This window comes from Olleya sp. Hel_I_94, from assembly GCF_007827365.1.
In the GTDB taxonomy this organism is placed as follows: Bacteria; Bacteroidota; Bacteroidia; order Flavobacteriales; family Flavobacteriaceae; genus Olleya.
Window position 1 is genome coordinate 949,880 of the sequence record NZ_VISI01000002.1, and the last position, 23,734, is coordinate 973,613.

Genomic DNA, 23,734 nt, shown 5'->3' on the forward strand with positions numbered 1-23,734 from the left:
GCACTATTTTTTTTCAAATATTATATTCTGAACTTCTATACCTTTTAGATTTAACACATCAAGGTGTTTAGAAGCAACAGCTTCACAATTTTCTCTAATCTCATCTAACTGTTTTATTGGAAATTGCAATTCTGAATTAATTGCTTGATACCAGCCTTCAACATATTGATAATGATAAAGAAGGTACTCCTTAACAGGAAAGATAAAACCATCTATTTTTGATTGTAATTCTGTTATTTTTCCTTTTATAGCCGTAAGCTCTTGCTGCACTGTATCAATAAGAATAGCTAATTCATCTTTCTTTTTTATAGAATTTTTTATTGTTTCCTTCTGATTTAAAATAAACACCTTTATTTTATCTACATTTTCATGCTCTTTCATTACAAAGTCAAATACCAACCCCCAAATAATATAAACTACAAATCCAGCAAAAATAATTCCCCAAAAATTAACACTACTTAAAGCATCCTGAGGCGAAAATTGTTGACCAAGGACAGCATCATATAAAAATATTTTCTTTTCTATTAAGTACGCTAAAATAACATCAAAAATGAATGTTAAAATATACAGTGATCCAATTTTAACAGATGCTTGCCATCCTTTAATTTTATGAAACATATGCACTAAATAACCTAGTCCCATAAAAACAAAAGGCAGAGTCCCAACAAAGACAGCTTCTAACCATCCATCATTTATAGCTTTACCCAATGCGTTTGCATCAAAAATTGCAGCAGATAAACTATCAGTTTCAAAATTCTTAAAAAAAGCAGAATATGTTGCTGATATATAAAAAACAAAAAGATATATTGTTATTGGCACCAAGAGAAATAACCCAATATAAAATTGAGCTTTTGGTCGTTTATCAGAATCAATACCATATTTATCAGGATGTTGCTTTACGTCAATAATCTCAAATTTAGATTTATCAATCAAACTTTCAATAACTTTTATTTGATCTTCATAAATAGATTTGGCTGTTTCTCTTTTTTTAAGTTCCGTACGTTCGCGTTCCTGAGACTCCAAATAAGGTTGTTTCAAAATCCTCTGTTCATTAAGTTGCTTTCTACAAAGGTTTTCAAAAGTGTTAAATAAGTTATGTAAACCTACTCCAAATGTTACTGGATTACCCTCCGCTTTCTTAGACGCTCCATAACCACTTTGATAATATGTTATCCTCACTTGCTCTCTAGCCTCTTCTGTACTTTCTGCCACAGAATTGACTGGCTCACTATTTTTTAATTTAAATATATTTTTGATTACTTCCATAATTATGAATTTATGTCCCTTATTATTTCTTCTTTACTAATACCTTCTTTTGCTGATTTCAATAAAAAATCTGCTAATTCAGTTATATTTTCATCTAAAAATTCAAATTTTTTACAATACTTTTTTAAAGTTATGTATTCATCATCTGTTACTTCTCCATCTGCCCAAATCATAAAAGCCAAATCATATAAGTATTCTACTCTTAATTCTAGTGTTTCTGGTATTGTAGAATCATGAGATGGATTCAATAAAATTTCATTTAATTGTTCTTTAGTTAATCCTCGCTCCTCCGCAAACTTATATAGCATTTGCATTTCTAGTACGTCAAAATTATCATCAGAAAATGCAATTTGGTAGAGTCTCAAAAAATGACTCTTTAATTCAGTAGATATTATCATAATTTTTGCAGTTTAATTTTTTGTTTAACCTATGCTTCTATTAACTCATCAAACTTATGGTAAATAAATACTAGATCTTTACGGTTTCCCGTAAACCAAAATTTTTAGGCACTTTTTACCAATATTTGGTTTCCATAAATGTCATTTAATTAGCTATGTAAATAGAAAAAAAGGAATGAAATTTTAAATACTTTCATTCCTTTCTTGTAACTGTACTTATAAGATTCATTAATCTTCTTCCTCTGTTGGTGGTGGCGGTGGAGGTGGTGGATCAATATTTCCATCTTGTCCACAACATAGTTGAGTGGTATTAATTTCATCAGACAAATTCTCTGGCGTGCAAGAAAATAAAACGCAATTGAGGAAAACCGTAAGCGTGATTATATATATTTTTTTCATTTTTGTATTATTAAAATTAGACATAGGTATTGCTGTCCGAGATTTGATCGAATAGATATTATCGCATAGCAACACATTAAAATTTGAAGAGAATGCTCTTCAATAGTTGGAAAGTGTGGAGCATATTACTTAAGTAAAATTGTTACTTTCCAAATGGCAATTTTAGCTTAGTAGAGTACTCCACTTTAGAATTAAAATATCTCGTAAGCCTTATTACGAGAAGGCAATTTTAATTCTGACTCAAAGAAATGTCTAAAAAAAAATATTGAATGGAAAAGCTATGGAAATGTCATGGAAAAGAATTTCCACTACTTAAAAACACTAAAAACCAAACATAAATTGACACACAAAAAATTACTTCTTGACGCTTTTAATAAAGCAAAAATTGAAAATGGTTTTAACAGTAAAAGTCACGTTACGCAGTTTTTATCTGATTACATCCAAGAAGACTGTGGTGAACCTTATGGAGAAAGAATTTTAAGAAACAAATACAATGACATTATTTCAAACAAAAATGAAGTAATAGAATTAAGACAGTTTGCTGCTGAAAGTTTAAGAAACTATTTAGGTTATGAAAAGGATGTAATAGTAATTGATAAAAAAGAATTGAAACCAGAATACTCTAGCTTTTTTGTAAACCATAAAATGAAATTATTATCAGTTTTTGGTATTATAATTATCCTTTTGATTTTAATTCCAATAACGATAAACACACAACGTTGGATGGTTTGGAATGATAATCATTATACAGAAGTAGAATTTGATTTAAAGAAGTATAACGCAAATCAAATTAAAGCATTTAACGAAGCTCGTATCTTGAACTTCACGAAAATCAATCCAGATTGTGAAACACAATTTTTTAAAGAAAATGGTTTAGAAAATTTATGGTATGGAAAAAATCATAATAAAACTTTAGACTTTTTTACTTCTGCAGGGTTACATCCTCACACTGGTAAGACACTAAAACCAATTACTGTATATATGATAAAGAAATATATTTGTCCTGATTATAAATAAAATTTGGAATAAAAAAAGCCAGACACGATAGTGTCTGGCTTTTTTTTATTTAACAATCATGCTAAAATCTTACTCTTCATCAAAAAAGAAATCATGAATTTTAATAATATCTCCTCTTCCAATTTGAACAAGATCACTAGTTTCTTTTAAAAATATTCCTAAAGAACGTTCGTTATATAGTAGTTTCATTTTTGAAGAATAGTCTGTAACAACATACATATCACCTGTTAATTTGAAAAAAGGAATAACCAACTTACTTTTAACTTTTACTCCTTTGTTAACTACTTTTCCTTCTTTTAAAGTAGCCTCTAAATTAACCTCGTCACTTTCTCCTGAAGACACTTTAACGTAAGCTACCATCATATTAAGCCACTCTGAGTCATCAATTAAATACCAACTTACTTTTTCAAAATCAATACCATATTCACTTATCCAACCACTACTAGTAAAACCAAAAAGCACTTGTTTTTTTCCATTTAATTCTGGCTTATCTTCTGGCGTAAACTCTTGTATTTTAAATGTTATTACAGATACTGCTGACATATCTTTTAGTTTTTTACCATTAAAATCTAATGTTTTTAATGAAAAACTAGTTAATTCAGGTCTGTTTGTTAATATCCATTGTGTAGCTGTTAACTCAGCTTTTTCCTTCATTTGTTCTACTGCTGCTACTCCTGCTCCGATAGCTAAAAGTCCACCTGCAATACCTGCAATTGCTTCTCCTTTATTTTGCGCATAAGATTGCTTTGGTATTATTGTGATAATAAGAATTAAAATTAAAAGCGATTTTTTCATTTAATAAAAAGTTTAATTAGGTTTCACCTACTTCGGTTTATAGTCTTTTTTCGGTATAATTCCGACTTGAAAACACAAACTTAAATGATTGGAATTTTTATTTTTTACGGGAATCCTCAATTGAATTAAAAAATATAAGCATGAAAAAAAAATACGCAGTTTTTTCTTGCCTATTGCGCAAAAATTGCGCAAATTCGTATTAAATAATTTTATTAATCACAAGATTAAACTGCATACGATTTTAACAATTGCAGCTTGAAAAGCCTATTAAACTGGTATTTATGTGTTTTTTTTCGAAATTCATAACCCAGAGGTCAGGGGATCGTGCCCCCTTCTCGCTACAAATGTAAAACGATTGTAAATAAGCGGTTTAGTCTTCTAAACCGTTTTTTTATGCTTAATTTTAAACAGATTATTACATTTGCGTACGAAAGTGAATACGATAATGCATACGATTTGAACACAAAAAATTAAACATCTAAAATTTACGACGCTAACTATACGCTTCTAGAATCTTTAAGTATTGCTAGCTTTTTACTCCAAACTACACTCATACTGTAAAAACCAAATCTATCTGTTATTTTTCCATAACATCTATAAACACCTAGACCGTTAACAGGAAACTGATTAACAACATCTGTAAAATGTACTGCATCAAAATAGGCACCTTTTTGGTCAACAAATGTACTAAGTCGCATTAGTTTGCCTTGTGACGTTTTGTTAAAACGTGTGGTCACTAAATTTCCGTAAATAAGCATGTTTTTGCCAATAAATTGATTCATTTGATCTGCAAAAAATCCATCATTCTTAGTTTCACTTATTAAATCAAAATAATTACATAACGGAAATCCAAGTAACTCCATTTGGTCATAAGCATTTTCAATCCAATTATTATCTAATTTGGGTAATGTAAATTGCTTATGATCTGTTTTAAATAATTTGGATTGTATGGTCTCTTTTTCTTTAGCGTTCAATTTAAAAATAGCTTCCCACAGTAATTTTACTTTAGATTTATTAGTAAACCTAAATGCATCAATCCTTATTAGAATGGTTAATTGTTCAATAGTAATCAAAATCCTATCGATAAAATCATCTAAAGATTTAAATGGACCATGTAATTGTCTTTCAGTTAAAACCCTATTAACAGTATAATCTTCTAAGTTTTTTAAATATCCAAATCCTAAGTAAATTGAGGTACCAATTAATCTATTTGGATGATCGCTTTTATTAATACATGGTAAGCAAATCGTAGCACCTTGTTGCCTAGCTTCATGAAAATAATGTTCTGCGCTATAAAAACCACCACCATTATTAAGTACAGCAGTCATAAACTCCAAAGGGAAATAGCATTTTAAATATAAACTTTGATAACTTTCTACTGCGTAAGATGCCGAGTGTCCTTTCGCGAAAGCGTAACCAGCAAAACTTTTAATTTGATTCCAAACTTCAAAAATTAAGTTGTCAGCATACCCTTTGTTTCTGCAATTAGCAATAAACTTTTCCTCGACTGCTTCAAATTCTTTTCTTGACCTAAACTTACCACTCATCCCTCGCCTAAGTACATCTGCTTCGCCTAAAGTTAAATCTGCAAACTGATTTGCCACTTTTAATACATCCTCTTGATATACCATTACACCATAGGTTTCTGGCATAATGTTATATAATATTGGATGTGCCTCTTTACGTTTTTCTGGATGACGATGTCTTTTAATAAACTCTTCTTTCATACCAGAACCCGATACGCCTGGTCTAATAATTGAACTAGCTGCGACTAAACCTAAATAATCTTGAGTTTGTAATTGTTGCATCAAGCCACGCATAGCAGGAGACTCGACATAATAAGCACCAATTGCACCACCAGATTTTAATAAATTATTAATTTTGGAATCTTTTTTAAAAGCCTCCACATTTGTAATATCTATTGGTGGTATTTCTGGTCTATTTTCTGCAATAATTTCTAGTGCTTCTTTAATTTTTGCCAAACCACGTTGTCCCAAAATATCAAATTTAAACACGCCAACATCTTCTGCAATAATCATATCAAATTGTACCGTAGAAAACCCTTTTGGAGGTAAATCTGTCGCAGAATAATAATGCACAGGCTTATCTAATATTAATATTCCTGCGGAATGCACGCTTAAATGATTTGGAAAACCTTCAATTAATTTACCATATTTTAAAACCAGTTTTGAAATATCATCCAAATCAGAGACATCATAATTATTCTTACTAAGCTTATCTATTTCTTCTTTTGGCAAACCAAAAACCTTACCTAACTCTCTAACAACTGCTCTATATTTAAACGTATTGTAGGTTGCTAATAATGCTGTGTGCTTAAATCTTCTAAAAATATAATCTGTCACATCCTCACGATCCTTCCATGAAAAATCAATATCAAAATCTGGTGGAGATGCCCTGTATGGATTTATAAAACGTTCAAAATACAAATCTAACTCGATTGGATCTACGTCTGTAATCCCAATAATATAAGCAACTATACTATTGGCACCACTACCACGTCCAACATGAAAATAACCTTTACTTTTAGCATAAGACACGATATCGTGATTGATAAGAAAAAAGGACACAAAATGCATGGATTTTATAGTCTCTAATTCGGTTTTTAAACGCGTAAATACTTTTGATGTTGGATTAGCATAGCGTTTTGGCAAACCTTGATCACATAATTTTTCTAGTAGTAAACAATCATTTTCAAACGAGTCTGTGTATAGTTTTTGATTTTGAGATTCTCTCTCATCACCAAAGCCAAAATTGATATCGCATTGCTTAATTAGGTTTTTTGTGTTTTCTATTATAAAAGGAAATTCAGCTAAAGCTGTATTTAATTCGTCCAAAGACAACATTTTATCCAATGGGTTACACTCTTCCGTTTTTTCAAGTTTACTTAATAATGTATTATTATCTATGGCTCTTAATAATCTGTGTGCATTAAAATCTTTTTTATCTCTAACGGTTACTGGTTGTAATAAAACAATTTTACTTTGTTGTTGTTTTATTTTTGAAAACCTAAGCTTACGCAAATCGTTAATTGACACGCCTACAAACTCGTTTTTAGCAAAAGTATTTTTATTTTGCTGCAATACTTTTTCAAAAGGGTAGATTATAAAAGCATTATCAAATGTTGGTGCAATATCAGGTAGTTTTATTTTTTGCTCGGAATGCTTAGACAAAAATTGGTTTAAGGCTTTAAAACCCTCATTATTTTTTGCTAAGCCTACATAATTTTGCTGTGCTCCAACCCTAAAATCGATACCAATTATTGCTTTAATTTTGCGTTTTTTTGCGTGACGTACAAAATTTAAACAAGCAGATGTATTGTTAATATCTGTCAACGCTACAGCATCCAAAGCATTAGCTTGTGCTAAATCTAAAAGGTCGGTTTCAGAAAAAGTTCCAAAACGTAAGGAGTAATATGTGTGACAGTTTAAATACATTATTGGTTACGATGTGCTAGTAAAATTGGTGGTTCGCCATTAAAAGGGTTATCAAATCTACCAATGGTTTTTGCTCCCATTGCAGACGCTCTCATGATGCTTAAGTCACCATATCTGTTTCTTATGGTATCCATAGCATTGTAAAGACTTAGCATTTCTTCGGTATCATCAAAAAGGTCAATTTGATAACTTCCTGTTACGATATCACTAATTTTTACACCTACTAATCGGATTAATAATCTACGTTGGTATAGTTTTTCAAACAGCTCTAAAACCTTAGGAATTATAACATGGTCTGCACTAGAATATGATATTTTAATTTGTTTAGAATAGGTATTAAAATCTGAATATCTAATTTTTACACTTAGTGTTCCTGCTAGTTTATTACCCTTTCTTAATTGAAATGCTAAATTTTCTGCCATAGCAAAAATGGTGGTTCTAAGCTTGACCATGTCAATGGTATCTTTTCCAAAAGTACGCTCTGTAGACAGTGATTTACGCTCATAAAAAGGAACTAAAGGTGGATTATCAATACCATGTGCACGCTTCCAAATAGTACGTCCATTTTTGCCCAATGCGCTAATCATCATCTCTAGTGGCATTTGTTGGATGACGCTAATTTTATCCACTCCTAAACCTCTTAACACCTGATAGGTTTTTTCTCCTACAGATGGTATTTTACGAATGGATAATGGTGCCAAAAAATCTTTTTCAAAACCAGAATCTATCTGTAATTGGTTATTTGGTTTAGCTTCACCAGTTGCTACTTTAGATACAATTTTATTAGCAGACAATCCAAACGAAATGGGTAATCCAGAGTCTTTAATTATTTTTTGTCTAAGCTCTGACGCGTATTTATAACAGCCATAAAACTTATCCATTCCTGATAAATCTGCGTAAAACTCGTCCACACTTGCTTTTTCAAATACAGGTACTTTTTCTTTTATAATCTCTGTAACTTGATGCGAAAATTTTGTGTAAATCGAAGCATTTCCTCTAATTACTGTAGCTTCTGGACATAAGCGTCTAGCAACTTTCATGGACATACCAGAATGTATACCAAACACTCTAGTCTCATAACTACAAGCTGCCACTACACCTCTATCTCCTGTACCTCCAACTAATAAAGGTTTTTTTTGTAAACGACTATCTATTAGTCGCTCGCATGAGACAAAAAAAGTGTCTAAATCTAGATGTAAAATATTATTTTGCATGCTACAAAATTAGCTACATATTTAAGTAATTATTGCTTATATTTGTAGTATTATGAATTATATATCTAAAAACATAAAACATTTAAGAAATCTCAAAAAGCTATCTCAAGAGGGAATTGCCGAAGAGTTAAATGTTACCAGATCGCGAATTGGCTCTTACGAAGAGAACCGATCTGCACCTACATTAGAGTTTTTAATTGCGTTTTCAGATTACTTTAAAATACCCATAGATATTTTACTGCGCAACGACTTAACTAAAGCTAAAGATTTCTCTTTTATAGAGTTAAATAATCAACGCGTCCTATTTCCAATTACTGTTGATGATGATAATGAAAATTTAATTGAAGTCGTGCCTGTTAAAGCTTCGGCTGGATATTTAGCAGGTTATGACGATCCTGAATATATTGAGCAACTTCAAAAAATAAAACTGCCTTTTCTTCCTACAGGAAAACATCGTGCATTTCCTATAAAAGGAGACTCGATGTTACCAATGAAGGATGGCTCGTTTGTTATTGGTCGTTTTGTAGAAAATAGAAGCGAAATTAAAAGTGGCAGAACCTATGTTTTAGTTACTTTAAATGACGGTATGGTTTATAAACGTGTGTATAATAATATTGATTTAAACAACTCATTATTACTAATATCAGACAATAAAACCTATAATGACTATAGTGTACCAATTAATGAAGTATTAGAAATTTGGGAATTTACATGCAGTATTAATACACAAGAATACACACAAGAAGAGTTAAAAATTAGCAGTATTCTAGGTATGTTTAACGAGTTAGGTGTCGAATTAAAAGCTTTAGAGAAGTCTATAAAATGATATATACAATTATTGATGTTGAAACCAGTGGGTCTAAAAATAAGATTACTGAAATTTCAATTTTTAAATATGATGGCACACAGGTTATTGACGAGTTTACCTCTTTAGTTAATCCAGAGGTTTACATCCCAGATTTTATTACATCTTTAACAGGTATTGACAATGCTACTGTTGCAGATGCACCTACGTTTGCAGAAGTAGCAAATGCTATTTTAGCAATAACTGAAGGCACTACTTTTGTTGCACATAATGTTAACTTTGACTATAATGTTATTAGAAATGAATTTAAAGCTTTAGGTATTGAATTTAACAGAAAAAAACTATGCACAGTCCGCTTATCTCGAAAGCTATTACCAGGTCATAAATCGTATAGCCTAGGAAAATTATGCAAGTCACTAAATATTAATATTGTAGACAGACATAGAGCAAGAGGCGACGCAGAGGCAACCGTTGTTTTATTTGAAATGTTACTTAATCAAGAAGAAACCGAAAAGGTCTTTGCTGAATTTTTAAAAAAATCGTCTAAAGAAGCCACATTACCTTCTCACTTACCAACCACTGTTTTTAATAATTTACCAAATTCAGCAGGTATTTACTATTTTAAAAATAAAAAAGGACAGATTATATATATTGGTAAAGCAAAAGACATTAAAAAACGTGTTTTAAGTCACTTTTACAGTAAAGCACAAAAGTCCTTAGACTTATGTCGTAATACTGCAGATATAGACTTTGAGTTGTCAGGAAGCGGGATTATTGCTTTACTAATGGAAGACGCAGCAATCAAGCAGCACTACCCAGAATACAACGTCGTATCCAAACGCACTCCAAAAGCGTATGCTATTTTTAATTATGAAGACAGACAAGGCATCACGCATTTAGCATTTAACACACTAAAAGCTACACCAAATCCGATAGAAACGTTTTCTAATATTACAGACTGTAGACAATATCTAGAGCTACTCTGTACTAAGTTTTCGTTATGCCCTAAATTTTGTCATTTACAAGATGGTGTTGCACAATGTTCGCATTACAAAATAACAACCTGTAAAGGTGTTTGCGCAAACGAAGAAAATGTAACAAATTACAATTTACGAGTAACCTTAGCAATTGATTACATTAATAACAACAAAGAAAATGTAGTATTAAAACAACAAGGAAGACATAGTCAAGAGGAAGCTTTTGTGCTAATTAAAAATGGTATATACTTGGGATATGGCTTTATAGACAAGTCTGAACAAGTCAATAATCCAGAAGATCTAGAAACCTTTTTGATACCACAAAAAGATAATCTAGATGTTTGGAAAATATTACGAACGGTTTTGAAGTGATAATAATTAAAACAAAAAAATATCACCAAATACAGTGATTAAAAAAAGTTGAATTCCATTTATATTGCAGTCAATAATTAAGCTTTTATTTAATAAAAGCAAATAGTTAATATTAAACACTGACGTAAAGGATTACAACATATGGTTCCAATAGAAGAAGCTAATAAATACATTAAAAAACATCAAAAACCAGAAGTTGATCGTTTTGACTTTAGATTATTCTCTACACCTTATAGGATACTAGCTAAAATTTTAGGAGGTATTGAAAAAGACAAACGCCTAAGATATAATGTCACAGATTTTATAGAGGCTTTTGACAATCCTATCACTGTTAATCCTTGGGCAAATCAGGAAGGCATGCGTTTAGGAATACAACTTTATGGAGTCGTACAAGCACCATATTTGTCTGCCATGTGGGATTTTATGAACACCCTTCCTTATCAAACAGATTATAAGCGTAAAGCTTTTAGAACTAAACCATCTAAAGATATTTTAATTAACAAACTAAATCATTTTACTAGGTTTTTACAGCATAGTCGTATGGGTTTTGGTGGACTATCGTTACAAGAACATTTTCAATATAGCGTGTATTATCCTAATGCCAACAGTATTTTTTTAGCTACTATTTTGCATAATGCAGGAACCATGTTTGACCCATTATTAGACGACATTATTCAAGCAGAGGATGAGATTGGTGGTGTTAGTGCAGATATTATAAAAGCATTATTACTGTCTGAAAATAAAAACCATTGGGATATGGTTGCTAAACTATTACTTGCTGCTCAACGTCAAGAAGGTTTGCGTCAAACCATTATAGAAGCCTTAGACCAATCTAGTCTTGGTGCGCTTAAATATATAATCAATAGTATTCTAAAAAATGATCTTACGCGCTTTAGCAGTGTTACCAGAGCTGTAAGCACTTGGTTTGGATTAAATTGGGAAACACCTAAAAAATCAGTGATTAATCGTGTGCTAGAGTTAGCACAATCTTTAATCCTAAATCTAAAATCAGTTGACACATTACTTAAAAGCAAAGATAACTTAGAAGTTTTAGTCGCATTATGGTCTATCGGTATTTTGGATGTAGATACTGCAAATCTTAAAGCTTTAGACATTGTTTTTGATTCTGAAGATAGAAACAAGAAAATTTTAGCCTTATATTTTATCTGGACTACAGAAAAAACAAACGATGCATTAGTACCCTATTTTATACAACATTTAGGTAAAGATTACGCCTTAGACCATTGGATGGCTGTTAATTTACCCTCAACAACCTTAGATAATACTACTTTTGAAAAATTACTTAGCGTTGCAAAAAATGTTACAAAAAAAGCAACAACCTTTGAAAGCAAAATTTTCTCTTGGTGGTCTTTTACTCCTGGTCCCACATATTTTTTTCAGTTTTTAATTAATAGTGCCACAGAACAACAATTAGAGCTAATGGCTACTGAATTTGAAGCGTTTCCTACTGAATATAGAGAATCTTATATACGTAAAGTATTTCCTAAACATTACAGTTATTCTTTTTACAATTATAAACAAAGCCAAGAAAATAAAGTACAATTAGATTATGATCAATATTCCTGGAAAAGAGCTTTAGCTAGAAAAGCTATTTACAACAGAAATGAGCTAGTCATGGCTACAGGCTTAAATATTTTTAGTAAAATGCACCTTTATGATGCCGATTTAGAGATTGCTGAAGATTTATTAAGACGAAAAAATAAAGGTTTACGCACAGCTTTAATACATTTAGTTATCAAACTACCTGTGGACCGTTTAAAACAGAGTACTACCAATTTAATAACTTCAAAAAATGTAGATCAACGCATTGCAGGTTTAGAAATTTTGACGCTTTTACATGATGATAATAGACAACCTGATTTTATTAAAAAACATATTACCAACTACAATCAGCGTCCTAAAATTACTAAAAACGAACAAGTCTATTTAGATAAATTTTCTAAAAACACACAAGAATATAATCTAAGTAATGGTTTTGGTGTTATAGACTATAATAACTTAACACCACTTTATCAACCACAAGTTCATTTTAAATCAAAAACAAATTTCTTTGATAAATTAGGTATTTCAACATCTAAATCTTCTGAATTTAAATTTAAAGAATTTATAGATTCTAATAAGATTATTACCCAGATTAACCATTTAATTAATTTAGTAACCTCCAACGGAAACTATGAATATCAAATAGAAAGCTATCAAGGCGAAATTAGAACGCTATATATAGAAAAGGGACTATATGCCATGAAACGCTTAGACGACACTGCAACTCCAGAGGACCATTTACATAACATTCCGTTAGCTAATTTATGGATAGAATGGTATGAAAAAAGTCAACTTAATGATTTTGAATTGTATGCTGCAATACGTTATATCAATAACCGTAGTTATCCCTTCGGAAACTATAAAGCTTTAGAACCTTTTGTAAGGCAATATTATCCAGATTTAAATGGATTAAATTTAGATGCTACTAAAAATTATTCGCAAAGATTAAATACATATAATACTATTTTAAAACGGTTATTTAGGGTTTACTCAGACACCAAAACCATTGGATCATTCAAGTTTTCAATTTTTGAGGACATGATTGCCAATTTTCCTGATAAATATAAACTTACATCATTTCAAGATAGCGACAAATATTATACAACTACTTACCATTGGACTACTGTTATACTGCCTTTATTACCAAGTTTTAGTGTTAATTATCTAAATCAATTCTCTAATAAACAGCTATTAAAGTATTGGTGTCTTAACATGTATTTAATTGCTCAAAATATAGCTTATCCACATGACGCTACAGATATTAAAATCATTACAGAAGCTAACACAAAACCACGTAATTTAGAATTTCCTGATATCCAAATCACCTTAAATCTTTACAAAAAAGGCTTAATTAATGATGACGATTTACTGTTACAAGCCTTACATTCTAGAGAACTAATGACGGTTATTGATGGTGGCTTTAATTATAGGATGAATTACAAAAATGGCTTTGAACGCAACATGGTAGCTAAACACGTTTTTCTGCCTTTAAAAACTAATTTATTAGAAACCGAATTAGAGCGTGGCGATTTAACAACTCCTGCGACAACCTATATAAATTCCATCCATAAGGTTGAAGGTGTCGCTTATGTGTTTAGAATTTTAGAACGTCTAGGAAAAGACAATTTTGAGCGTGGTTACAGCTATTATGGTGATAGTAAAAAAACAATTTTTAGTAATCTATTAAAAAAGACAACCTTTAAAGACACAGAAAGCTATGCGGATTTTGCAAGATTGGCTGACCAGGCAAAACTACCTAAAAAACGCTTGATAGAGCTTGCTTGCTACGCAACACAATGGGCTGAAGTTGTTGGCATATATCTAGACATTCAAAACTTAAACAATGCTGTTTGGTGGTTTCAAGCACACGCTTCGGATTATATGAATAGCGAAAAAGAAACCATTATCTCTCGCTATTCTAACATCCCTAAAAGCGATTTTGCATTAGGAGCTATAGATATTGATTGGTTTAATAAAGTTTATAAAACCCTAGGAAAAACTAACTGGAAAGTGCTTCACGATGCAGCTAAATACATTTCTGATGGTAATGGACACCGACAAGTCAAACTATATTCTAGTGTCATGTTAGGCGAAGTAAAAATCACAGAAACCCTTAAAAAAATTAAAGACAAACGTGATAAAGATTACGTGCGCGCATTAGGATTAATTCCGTTAAGCAAAACTATTCCTGAAAAAGATTTACTAAAACGTTATAACTTACTTCAAGATTTTTTAAAAGAAAGCAAACAATTTGGGGCACAACGTCAAGAAAGCGAAGCAGCAGCAGTGACCATAGCATTAGACAATCTATCCCGAAATGCTGGGTATCAAGATCGTGTCCGATTTAGTTGGGCAATGGAAGCTAAAGCCACAAAAGCTATTATGGGACAAGCGGTTGTTACTATTGATGATACAGTAATCCAGCTATTAATTACCAACATTGGTAAAGCCACAATTAAAGTATCTAAAGCAGATAAAGTCTTAAAAAACATTCCTGCAAAACTGCGTAAAGACAAACAAGTTATTGCTCTAAAAGACAATAAAACATACTTATCTAAACAATACAGTCGTACACGTTTATCGTTAGAAAATGCAATGGTTAATCAGGACCAATTTACAGCACTTGAAATTAGTAATATGATGCAACATCCTATAGTAAAAGCGATGTTAACTAAATTAGTACTAATTGTGCCAGAGAAAAAAATCACAGGGTTTTACAATAATGGTAGCCTGACAGACGCGACCGGAACGCAACATACTTTAGCAGAAGACGACGTATTACTTATTGCTCACGCCTGGCATTTATACCAAGCAGTACAATGGGACCTTTATCAAGAATACTTATTTGCAGCGCGTATCACACAACCATTTAAACAAGTGTTTAGAGAACTGTATGTTATGACTGCAGACGAGCGTGAACATAGTAACCGATCAGAACGCTATCAAGGTCACCAAATACAACCTAAAAAAACCGTAGCACTTTTAAGAAGTCGTGGTTGGACTGTAAGCATGGAAGATGGTTTACAAAAAGTATATCACAAATATGGGTTTATTGCCACAATGTACGCTATGGCAGACTGGTACTCGCCTTCAGATGCCGAAGCACCAACTCTGGAAGACATCTGTTTTCAATCCATAGATAACTACAACCGCATTCCGTTAACAGAAATTCCGGAGGTTATCTTCAGCGAAGTCATGCGTGATATTGACCTAGTTGTAAGCGTCGCTCATGTTGGTGGTGTGGATCCAGAAGCCAGCCATAGTACCATGCAAATGCGTGCTGCTTTAGCTTTGGCTTCTGCAAAACTATTCAAACTAAAAAATATTACAATAAAACAGCGTCATATCTTTATCAAAGGGACTTTGGGTGACTATAGCATCCATTTAGGAAGTGGACAAGTTAGCAAAAACGGACTGTCACTATCCATAATTCCAGTACATAGTCAACATAGAGGTCGTTTATTTTTACCATTTGTTGACGACGACCCAAAATCTGCCGAAATTATTTCAAAAATGAAATTACTGTCCGAGGATAGTACCATCCAAGATCCAACTATTTTAGCACAAATAAATAGCTAACTTTAAATTATTAGGGCGTTACCTCGCTTAGGCGAGGTCAGGCTTTCTGTTGCAAGTCCTCGTGCTATCGCACTGTGGGCTTTCCACGACAATCCTTAACGCAAAAAAAATCAGCATAAAATGATATTCACGTTACAACTAAAAAGATTAGGCAAAAAAAAAGTAAAAGAAGTCCCTTTTACTTTAAATCAAACGCCAAAAAACTTAGAAGCATTACTAATTGCATGTGTTAAAAATCAAGTCGATGCCTTTAACACAAAACGTACTGCAGTAAATGTCATTGGTTTTTTAACACCTGCTCAAATTGAAGAACAAGCACATAGCGGTAAAATAGATTTTGGAGACATAACCAACACTAATTTAGCCAACCAACAACAAGCTATAGACAATGTGCTACTGGCATTTAAAGACGGATTATTTGTAGTTTTTGTAGATGACAATGAAATAACTGACTTACAAACACCTTTACAATTATCCTCTGACAGCGTCATTGCTTTTATAAGATTAACATTTTTAGTTGGCACTTATTGGTAGTATTTGTTGTTTTTGTAGATGTTACTTTTTCATATGTAAAGGATAATAACTTGTATACAAAACATCTTTCAGGTAAAGGCACTTCAAATTAATTAGCACAAAAACTATGCAACTTAAAACTTAAATCAAGACTGTTTTTTTTAGCTTTCATAATACATAAACACCTAATTTTGCAAAAAACAATTAGTACTATACTTTAGCATTTATTAAGGCCAATGATTAAAATTATAAAAGCAACTCCTGAAGACTCAAAGCTTATTGCAACTTTAGGCCAACAGACCTTTAGAGAGTCTCATGGACACAGTGCGCCAAAGGAAGATATTGACCGATTTATTTTAAACACCTATAATACAGACGCTATTTTTAAAGAGTTTGAAAACAAAAAAGCAGTATACCATTTACTATATTATGATAACCAATTGGCTGGATTTTCTAAAATACAATTAGAAACGCCTAACGCTAATTTAAGTGACAAAAACATTACTAAATTAGACCGAATTTATCTTTTAGATGCTTTTCAAGGTAAACAGTTGGGTGTAACATTATTGGATTTTAATATCGCACTATCAAAGCAACATAACCAAAACGGATTGTGGCTTGTTGTTTGGGTAGAAAATAAAAAGGCTATTCAGTTTTATAACAAAAAGGGATTTAAAATAGTTGGAGCTTATGATTTTAATATTTCAAAAACACATAGCAACCCTAATCACGTTATGTTTTTAGAGTATTAAGGCCCTATTTTTAAACTAAATTTAAAAGGTGTTTACAGGCGTATTCACCTTTTTTTTATGTTCAAAAAGCAAACCATTAAATCTATAAATGGCTGAATCCCGTGATATAAAAAATACGGTTGGATTATAAATTTGTAGTAAATAATTAAACAAATAGTATTATGAGCAAAGCCATTCATGGAAAAGAAAATCCTCAAGAAGCAGTTAAAAAAATCATTGCGCAAACAAAGCAAAGTGATCAAAAAATCTATCCTATTTTAAAACCTGGAACTTGGGTTGGTCTTAAAGCTGGTGCTTTAAATTCTAATTTAATAAACTCTGAAAACGGACCAAAAGTTGTTATTGGTTACGGTATAGATACGCCTGATAATTTCGTGTTTTTAACAAAAAAACATTTAGAGACAATGGATGGCCAACAAATTACACAACAAGCGTTTCAAAACTTAGAAAATTACAACACTGTGTTTGAATATTCTGAAACATTTGACAACAAAGTAGTTACCTCTAGTGGTAATGATTTTTCTAGTGAAAGAATCTTATCCGTTTCACATATGTTAAAAGCACATGAGATGCTAGAAGCAGATGAGTTGTTGGTGTCATTGGCTAGGCGTACTTGTATGATGGCTATTTCTAGAAATGCAGATCAAGAGCTACTAAATAAATTTGTATACCTACATGAATACACCTGGAATGATGATAGCTTTGGAAATGCAGCTATCTCTGACATATTATTTATTGTAAAAGAAGGACGCATTACTGGACATATCCCATTATCTGAATAAAAAAAATAACACAAAGTATTTACTGTTATTTAAACCTGATTAACGGTAAATACTTTTTTATAACTTAAAATTAAAAGATTTGAAATATTTAGACTTTAGCATAAATGGAAGAGTGCAAAATTTAATGGTTGATGTATTTGATGCCATAAGTAAATCCAACGCACCTCAACTTAAAATCAACGAGATTTTAGAAACCAGAAGTATTTTTGAGTTAGTTTTTGAAATTGTTAATTCTACAGGATTTTACAGTCAAGATGAAAATTTTAACTTGATTAAAGCCTTAAATATTGATACCGACAATGATAATTTTGAAGATGCTTTATATGCGACTTGGATTACAATGGGTAATAATTTAAATACATCAAAAACACAAGAAGAATTTAATGCTAAGTTTGCTTTATTTGTGCCTATTATCCTAAAAAAAATGGAAGCTATTAGACGTATTGCTGTTTAAATTATTTCTTATAAAATTTTAAAAATGAAGTAATAAATTAATTTGCTTTTTAAACTAAAACTTAAAAAAAAGACCAATTACAAATCTGTATTGGTCTTTTTTTTTTAAAGCTTAAACTTGTTTTTTGCTTAGAACTTAATTTATTAAGAATACGCTTTAATTAATTTATTTAAAGTCCATTTAGTTTTAAACAAGCTACCATCATCATGACGAAAAATATACAAAGTTTTACTATCATGCCGATCTATAAACAACAATTCTCCTTCTGTGTTACTACCAATAGTAATACTACTTGACAACATTAACATAGAACAGTGTTTTCCTTTTTGATCATAAACAGTTGGTCCCAAAATGGTTTTTAATGTCTTTACATAAGCTTTTAAAGCTCGTGCTTCGCTAACGTCTAGACCATCTATATTAGTTATTGCAATCATTTTTTCAAAACTATACAGCGTAAATGCTTCGTCTTGAATAGTGACCACTCTTGGTTGTACTGCAATAAATGCATTGTAATTTTTATTAAATAAGTCGCTTGCTCTTTCTCTGGTTTCTATAATTAAATCTGTTTCCATTTGGTTTATTTTAAATCTTTGTTTTTTCTAATTCATTATTGGATATAATTACAACTAATCACTAATCACTAATCACTAATCAAATCATATACATTGTCATTGTTAACCATTGATATTGGATATAAATCTTTATTTGAATAAGTCATTTTTATATAATCAATAGTAGATTTTCTGATACCATAAATAAAATTGGTAGTTACTTTTCCAACACCAATATGCATTGCATTTCCGTAGTTATTATAGTCCGAACCAATTAACATGTAATTATCATCATCCGCTTGATATTTAAATTTTAATTGGTAATCATGTCTCATTGATTGATGCTTTAAAGTAATTACGTTAGTATTTAAAACGGTCAATTGTTTTTCTACAGAAGTATAAATAAAAGCATAAGTCAAATTACCTGTTTGGCTTTTAAGTTTGAAGGTTCCGTCCTTTTGTCCTTCAAATATAGCAAGGGTTACACGTGTTGCATCAGCATAAGCATTGTGTTGAGTACCATTGGATAATAATACAGCGTAGTCATAAATATCATCTGTATTTAAATAGGCTTTAACTTTATTAAGCTTACCTCCTGTCCTAATAATCGTATAGCCTTGCGGAATAAAATGATTTAAATGTTTAGGTTTTAAATCTTGCTTATCTTGAAATGCTAAAGTTATTTTTGAGGTTGTAGAATCTATAATATGGTCAGTACATGACGTCAAAAAAAATATAGTAATTAGTGTCATTAATATGTGCATTGCTATAGATTTAAGGATAACAAAAATGATATAATAGGGTTAGAATTGGTTAATACGATTTTCTATAGATTTTATAACCAAATCGATTGTATTCAATTTTTCAATGTATTCTGCTTTAATTGTTAGTTGTGAAGCCTCAATAGCTTTACTAGAATCATAGTCCAGCTGCTCTATTTCCTCTTTTGTACATGGTTGATTGTTCTGGGTTGTTGGTTTAAATAAGTTAACAGTACCTTCATTAGACTTCTCCAAATCTTTTATTGTGATAGTTTTAATAGTACCCAATTGCGATAATGATAATGAATCTGATGCTACACGAGAATCATTTAGCGAAAGCGTAAAATTTACAGTAGATAAACTACGATACGCTACACCTTCCAATGGTTTTTGAGTCGCTACTTTTGTTACGTTTTCCGTTGTTGGCATTGGTAGTTGTAAAGTCACAACATCGTTTAACGTCACGTATTCTCCAAAAAGATGATCTGGCGCAATAGTGTGATATATTTTATTGTCTTTAATGGTAGACCAATGACCTTGTTTAACGTAGCGTTTTGAAGGATCAAAAATGACCGTATATTTTAGCTTAGTTTTTTTTATGTAACGCTTTTCTTTATCGTCTTTTCTAGTAGATTGCTTTTTATATAAATGCAACAATTTTAGTGCAAACTCAGCTTCATCTTTTGATGTAATTTTAGACATGTTATTCTTTATATTTAAAACTGAATTATAAGCACCAACTTCAATATTAGAATCCGTTAAAAAGGATAATACCTTATCACTTTTTACACTATTTGCAGAAATAAAAACACTGTCTTTGGCTATACTATTTTGTGGCGTCTCACTTGTATTTACAAAAAAAGTATTTGACACTTTTTGACCTATTATATAATAGGTTTTGGACGTATCTGCTACCAACAATTTTGTAATCTTAATAGGGTCTTCAATAGTTACTTTTGCGTTGTTATTTATACACTGTGTGTTCCCTTCATGTTTATCCAACTTTGGCTCGTTTAAGGTATAAACAATCTCTATTTTTAAAAGGCCTTTAGATAAATGATAGGCTACCTCATCTCCTGTTAGCACAGAATAATCATTATGCATAACCGTATAACTTTTTTTACTGCAAGACGTACTTAAGACTAAAAATAGTGCGAAAAAAAATAATTTATTTTTCATAAAAATAGCGTGTTTTAAACTGTTTATTGAAATAGATAATTGGTAATAATTGATGTATTTATTAATACACGACAAAATTAGATTGTAGGATAGTGAGCTGCATCACTGAAATTAATGATATCTAGAAATACTCAATTTTAGACGCTAAAATTTTTAGTGCGTTTTAAAACAAAAAAGCACGCTTTAGTTGGTGTATTTTTATGATTGTTTTAAATGTAATAAGGTGTTTACAATCCTTAACAAGTCCTTTTTTTTCGATTAAAATTTTTGGACTAATTATGGTTTAAAAAATAAAAAATCACCCATTTCAGTGATAAAAAAAACTAATGATAATCTCAACTTTGTTAAAACTAATTTTTCAACTAGTTGATAGCATTAAAACAGCAAAATTGCAAATAAAGCACTACATATAATGTCAGTAATTTTTAAAACAAAAATAGAAGCTACACTAACTAAAAGCACTTTAAATCCAAATGAAACAAAAGCATTAGTGACTACTTTAGAGTTACTTAACTATCAAGATACGGAAACCTACATACAAGCAAAAAACAGCATAACCAACCAATCAACAACCTCTGTTTTTACAAACGTATTGGCTCAAAAACTATATTATCATCCTGAGGTTTATGCAGACCAAAATCAGGGATTAGCGTTTGTAGCTTCATGGTTTCCTTTGATAGATTATGGCTTTTATCCTGATAAAAAAAGTAGTGATTTATTAGTTAATTTTTTAAAATTCAGCTTAAGCTTATTAACATCTAAAACGGTTAAGAAATCGCTTCAAACTCGTGTTTTTAATGTTATAAAATTACTTGTACAAAGTCCGTCGGACGCTTCACTTCCACTCTCAAAATTTTTATTAAATACAGCTTTTGATAGCAGAGATTATTTAAGCTCAGACTTTATAATTCAGCAGTGTTTAAAACATGATCTATTAAATGGACAATATTTTGTTAATCGAACCAATCAAGACTATACCTCACACTCTTTTAAAATAAACCAGACGTTTGTTAATCATTTTTATTTAGGCGATTGGACGCAATTAATAAGCAATATTCATCACCTCTTACCTATTGGCAAACCTTACTTACCTAATGCTTATAATATAATAGCACATTGGTTTACTGATGATTTAGCACAATTTTATGCTACTAATTTAGATTATGCAGTACAAGCACTTCAAGCTATTAAAGAGCGTTATGCATTTATTGAAGATAAAAGTGACGCTTTATTAAATATAAAAACAAATGAGGGACTATATCCTCTACTCCATACATTAGCCATTAAAACATGGGATTCTGGTGATGTGATACTATTTAAACTTAACACTAAAAATTTAACGCAAACGCAATTGGACGCCTGCTATTTAAGATTGTTAGATTGGTTAACAGTAAATGAAAGCAGTAATTTTTACACCGAAACGTTTAAAGATTATGCTAAACCTTTTTTATTTGATAGTACTACTAAAGCACTACCTGTAGCATGCATTCCGTTTTGGTTTGAAAAGTGCCATCCTAAAACAGGTATTGAGACTCAAAAAACAGTTTACAATGACTTATTTCTTCATGCATTAACTAAAAATCCAAAGCCCAAACTTCCTGTTTTGCGATTAGATAATAGTGATTTTCAAATTACAGGAGCATATTTAATTACAACCGTATTTAAAATTGAAGATAATTTAAAAGAATGGCTAGATCCATTTGAAACAGCAGGTATAAATAATCCTTTAAACCAGTTTTTAATACTTATGTTTTATGATGCTCGCGAAGCGTTATTAAAACTATATAATGAAGCTGATTGTGAGGTATTACAATCATTTGCTTTAGCATTAGCACACTCTGCAACAGAAACTTCAGACACCATAAAAACTAAAAACCTACCCTTATTAGTTAGCATTTTAAGTTCATTATGCAAAACCTCTGGAAACTTTACACGCGTAAACCAAATTTGGGCACTTAAAAACATTGATCATGTTATAAAAGATCAATGCAATTTGTTTGCGCAATCACATTATATAAATATAAAAGCACCTTTAAAACTTAACATCATTCAGTCTTGGTATAACTTTTTAGGCGATTATTATTACAGTTTAACAACGGAAGCTGTTTGGGTAAGTCACATGCTAAAAACGCAAGGGTCACGCACTGGTATTTATTTTAATAGTCTTAAAGACGATGTCACTTACTTTTTAAATAAAAGCATCCATCGTATGCTTCATTTTCATAAAAAAAGTAAACAAAAACAGGAAAGTAATAGCGTTTTTACTACAATTACCACAGAGATTGAAACATATCTAGCTGATTTTCTTCAAGAATTAAATCCAGACAAATTAGACCAACACACGACCAAGTATATTTATAATTATAGTATTGATAAAAGTTATGGTTTTACAGATAATAACACTTTAGACAAAACCATTGCAAATATTTACAACTTTCATTTTAAAGAAGAAGCAACAACAAATATCAATATCCTTAGAGAGCATGGTCTGCTAACAAAAATAGACGCAAAGGACATTCCGATAGACAATACTTTAATCACTAAAGCATTACATAATTTAGAAAATTATAAAACCGAAACTACTAATAACACTGAACTATTAGAGGTTTTAAGCACAAAAATAGTAGCTTTTAAATCTTGGTTAACACAAGATACAACAGGATTACAAGCGCGATTTATACAAGCGCTTTACATGACTTTGTTGGACACCGATTTAGCACCAGAAACACCATTAGAACCTTACGGAAACCTTTGTAGACAATTGTTTGTTCAATTAGCAAAAGATTCCAACATGGCTATGACTTATGCTTTAGGATTAAAAGCTATGGCTAACTCCGGAGCTTATTCTGATCCATTAAAAACAACTTTATTACAAGTTATAAACGACTTAAATGCTTAGACA

17 protein-coding genes are annotated in these 23,734 nt (G+C 31.0%); 9 read left to right on the forward strand and 8 right to left on the reverse strand.

The window, feature by feature from the left end:
• Positions 1-3 precede the first annotated feature (3 nt).
• Positions 4-1,266: an ABC transporter permease gene (locus tag JM82_RS07400; RefSeq protein WP_145002070.1), complete on the reverse strand. Its 1,263-nt coding sequence runs from the start codon at positions 1,264-1,266 to the stop codon at positions 4-6.
• Positions 1,267-1,268: 2 nt separating this feature from the next.
• A complete protein-coding gene (locus tag JM82_RS07405) occupies positions 1,269-1,664 on the reverse strand; it encodes a hypothetical protein (protein ID WP_186439196.1) in 396 nt (131 codons plus the stop codon).
• A gap of 690 nt (positions 1,665-2,354) precedes the next feature.
• On the opposite strand from JM82_RS07405, the gene JM82_RS07410 reads away from it, so the two are divergent.
• Positions 2,355-3,080: a hypothetical protein gene (locus tag JM82_RS07410; protein ID WP_145002071.1), complete on the forward strand. Its 726-nt coding sequence runs from the start codon at positions 2,355-2,357 to the stop codon at positions 3,078-3,080.
• 69 nt (positions 3,081-3,149) lie between these two features.
• Here the strand turns inward: JM82_RS07410 and JM82_RS07415 are convergent, their stop codons facing one another.
• The 3 genes from JM82_RS07415 to JM82_RS07425 all read right to left on the reverse strand — a co-directional run bounded on the left by JM82_RS07415 (position 3,150) and on the right by JM82_RS07425 (position 8,544).
• Positions 3,150-3,875 carry a hypothetical protein gene (locus JM82_RS07415; RefSeq protein WP_145002072.1) on the reverse strand — a complete coding sequence of 242 codons (726 nt, stop codon included), beginning with the start codon at positions 3,873-3,875 and terminating at the stop codon, positions 3,150-3,152.
• Between the two features lie 497 nt (positions 3,876-4,372).
• A complete protein-coding gene (locus tag JM82_RS07420) occupies positions 4,373-7,330 on the reverse strand; it encodes a DNA polymerase III subunit alpha (RefSeq protein ID WP_145002073.1) in 2,958 nt (985 codons plus the stop codon).
• Positions 7,330-8,544, reverse strand: coding sequence for a DNA polymerase IV (locus JM82_RS07425; RefSeq protein WP_145002074.1), 1,215 nt, complete (start codon positions 8,542-8,544; stop codon positions 7,330-7,332). Before JM82_RS07425 ends, JM82_RS07420 begins: the two co-directional genes overlap by 1 nt.
• Positions 8,545-8,596: 52 nt before the next feature.
• Between JM82_RS07425 and JM82_RS07430 the strand changes: the two genes are divergently transcribed.
• The 7 genes from JM82_RS07430 (at position 8,597) to JM82_RS07460 (ending at position 18,341) form a co-directional block, all read left to right on the forward strand.
• Positions 8,597-9,370 carry an XRE family transcriptional regulator gene (locus JM82_RS07430; protein ID WP_145002075.1) on the forward strand — a complete coding sequence of 258 codons (774 nt, stop codon included), beginning with the start codon at positions 8,597-8,599 and terminating at the stop codon, positions 9,368-9,370.
• The gene (locus JM82_RS07435) at positions 9,367-10,698 is read left to right on the forward strand and encodes an exonuclease domain-containing protein (protein ID WP_145002076.1); all 1,332 of its coding nucleotides are present in this window, start codon (positions 9,367-9,369) and stop codon (positions 10,696-10,698) included. The genes JM82_RS07430 and JM82_RS07435 overlap by 4 nt, the downstream gene beginning before the upstream one ends.
• 141 nt (positions 10,699-10,839) lie before the next feature.
• Positions 10,840-15,840 (forward strand): DUF4132 domain-containing protein, encoded by a 5,001-nt coding sequence (locus tag JM82_RS07440; RefSeq protein WP_145002077.1) that lies wholly within the window; start codon positions 10,840-10,842, stop codon positions 15,838-15,840.
• A 120-nt stretch (positions 15,841-15,960) separates the two neighbouring features.
• A complete protein-coding gene (locus tag JM82_RS07445; protein WP_145002078.1) occupies positions 15,961-16,374 on the forward strand; it encodes a hypothetical protein in 414 nt (137 codons plus the stop codon).
• A gap of 215 nt (positions 16,375-16,589) precedes the next feature.
• Positions 16,590-17,105, forward strand: coding sequence for a GNAT family N-acetyltransferase (locus tag JM82_RS07450; RefSeq protein ID WP_145002079.1), 516 nt, complete (start codon positions 16,590-16,592; stop codon positions 17,103-17,105).
• Positions 17,106-17,266: 161 nt separating this feature from the next.
• A complete protein-coding gene (locus JM82_RS07455) occupies positions 17,267-17,887 on the forward strand; it encodes a hypothetical protein (protein WP_145002080.1) in 621 nt (206 codons plus the stop codon).
• A 79-nt stretch (positions 17,888-17,966) separates the two neighbouring features.
• Positions 17,967-18,341: a hypothetical protein gene (locus JM82_RS07460; protein WP_261375336.1), complete on the forward strand. Its 375-nt coding sequence runs from the start codon at positions 17,967-17,969 to the stop codon at positions 18,339-18,341.
• A gap of 143 nt (positions 18,342-18,484) precedes the next feature.
• Here JM82_RS07460 and JM82_RS07465 read toward each other — a convergent pair whose 3' ends face one another.
• From JM82_RS07465 to JM82_RS07475, 3 genes are all read right to left on the reverse strand, one after another.
• The gene (locus tag JM82_RS07465; protein WP_145002081.1) at positions 18,485-18,913 is read right to left on the reverse strand and encodes a hypothetical protein; all 429 of its coding nucleotides are present in this window, start codon (positions 18,911-18,913) and stop codon (positions 18,485-18,487) included.
• 68 nt (positions 18,914-18,981) lie between these two features.
• On the reverse strand, positions 18,982-19,656 hold the full coding sequence (locus JM82_RS07470; RefSeq protein WP_145002082.1) for a hypothetical protein: 675 nt from the start codon (positions 19,654-19,656) through the stop codon (positions 18,982-18,984).
• A 39-nt stretch (positions 19,657-19,695) separates the two neighbouring features.
• On the reverse strand, positions 19,696-20,832 hold the full coding sequence (locus JM82_RS07475; RefSeq protein WP_145002083.1) for a hypothetical protein: 1,137 nt from the start codon (positions 20,830-20,832) through the stop codon (positions 19,696-19,698).
• Between the two features lie 412 nt (positions 20,833-21,244).
• On the opposite strand from JM82_RS07475, the gene JM82_RS07480 reads away from it, so the two are divergent.
• Positions 21,245-23,731 carry a hypothetical protein gene (locus tag JM82_RS07480; RefSeq protein WP_145002084.1) on the forward strand — a complete coding sequence of 829 codons (2,487 nt, stop codon included), beginning with the start codon at positions 21,245-21,247 and terminating at the stop codon, positions 23,729-23,731.
• Positions 23,732-23,734: the final 3 nt, after the last annotated feature.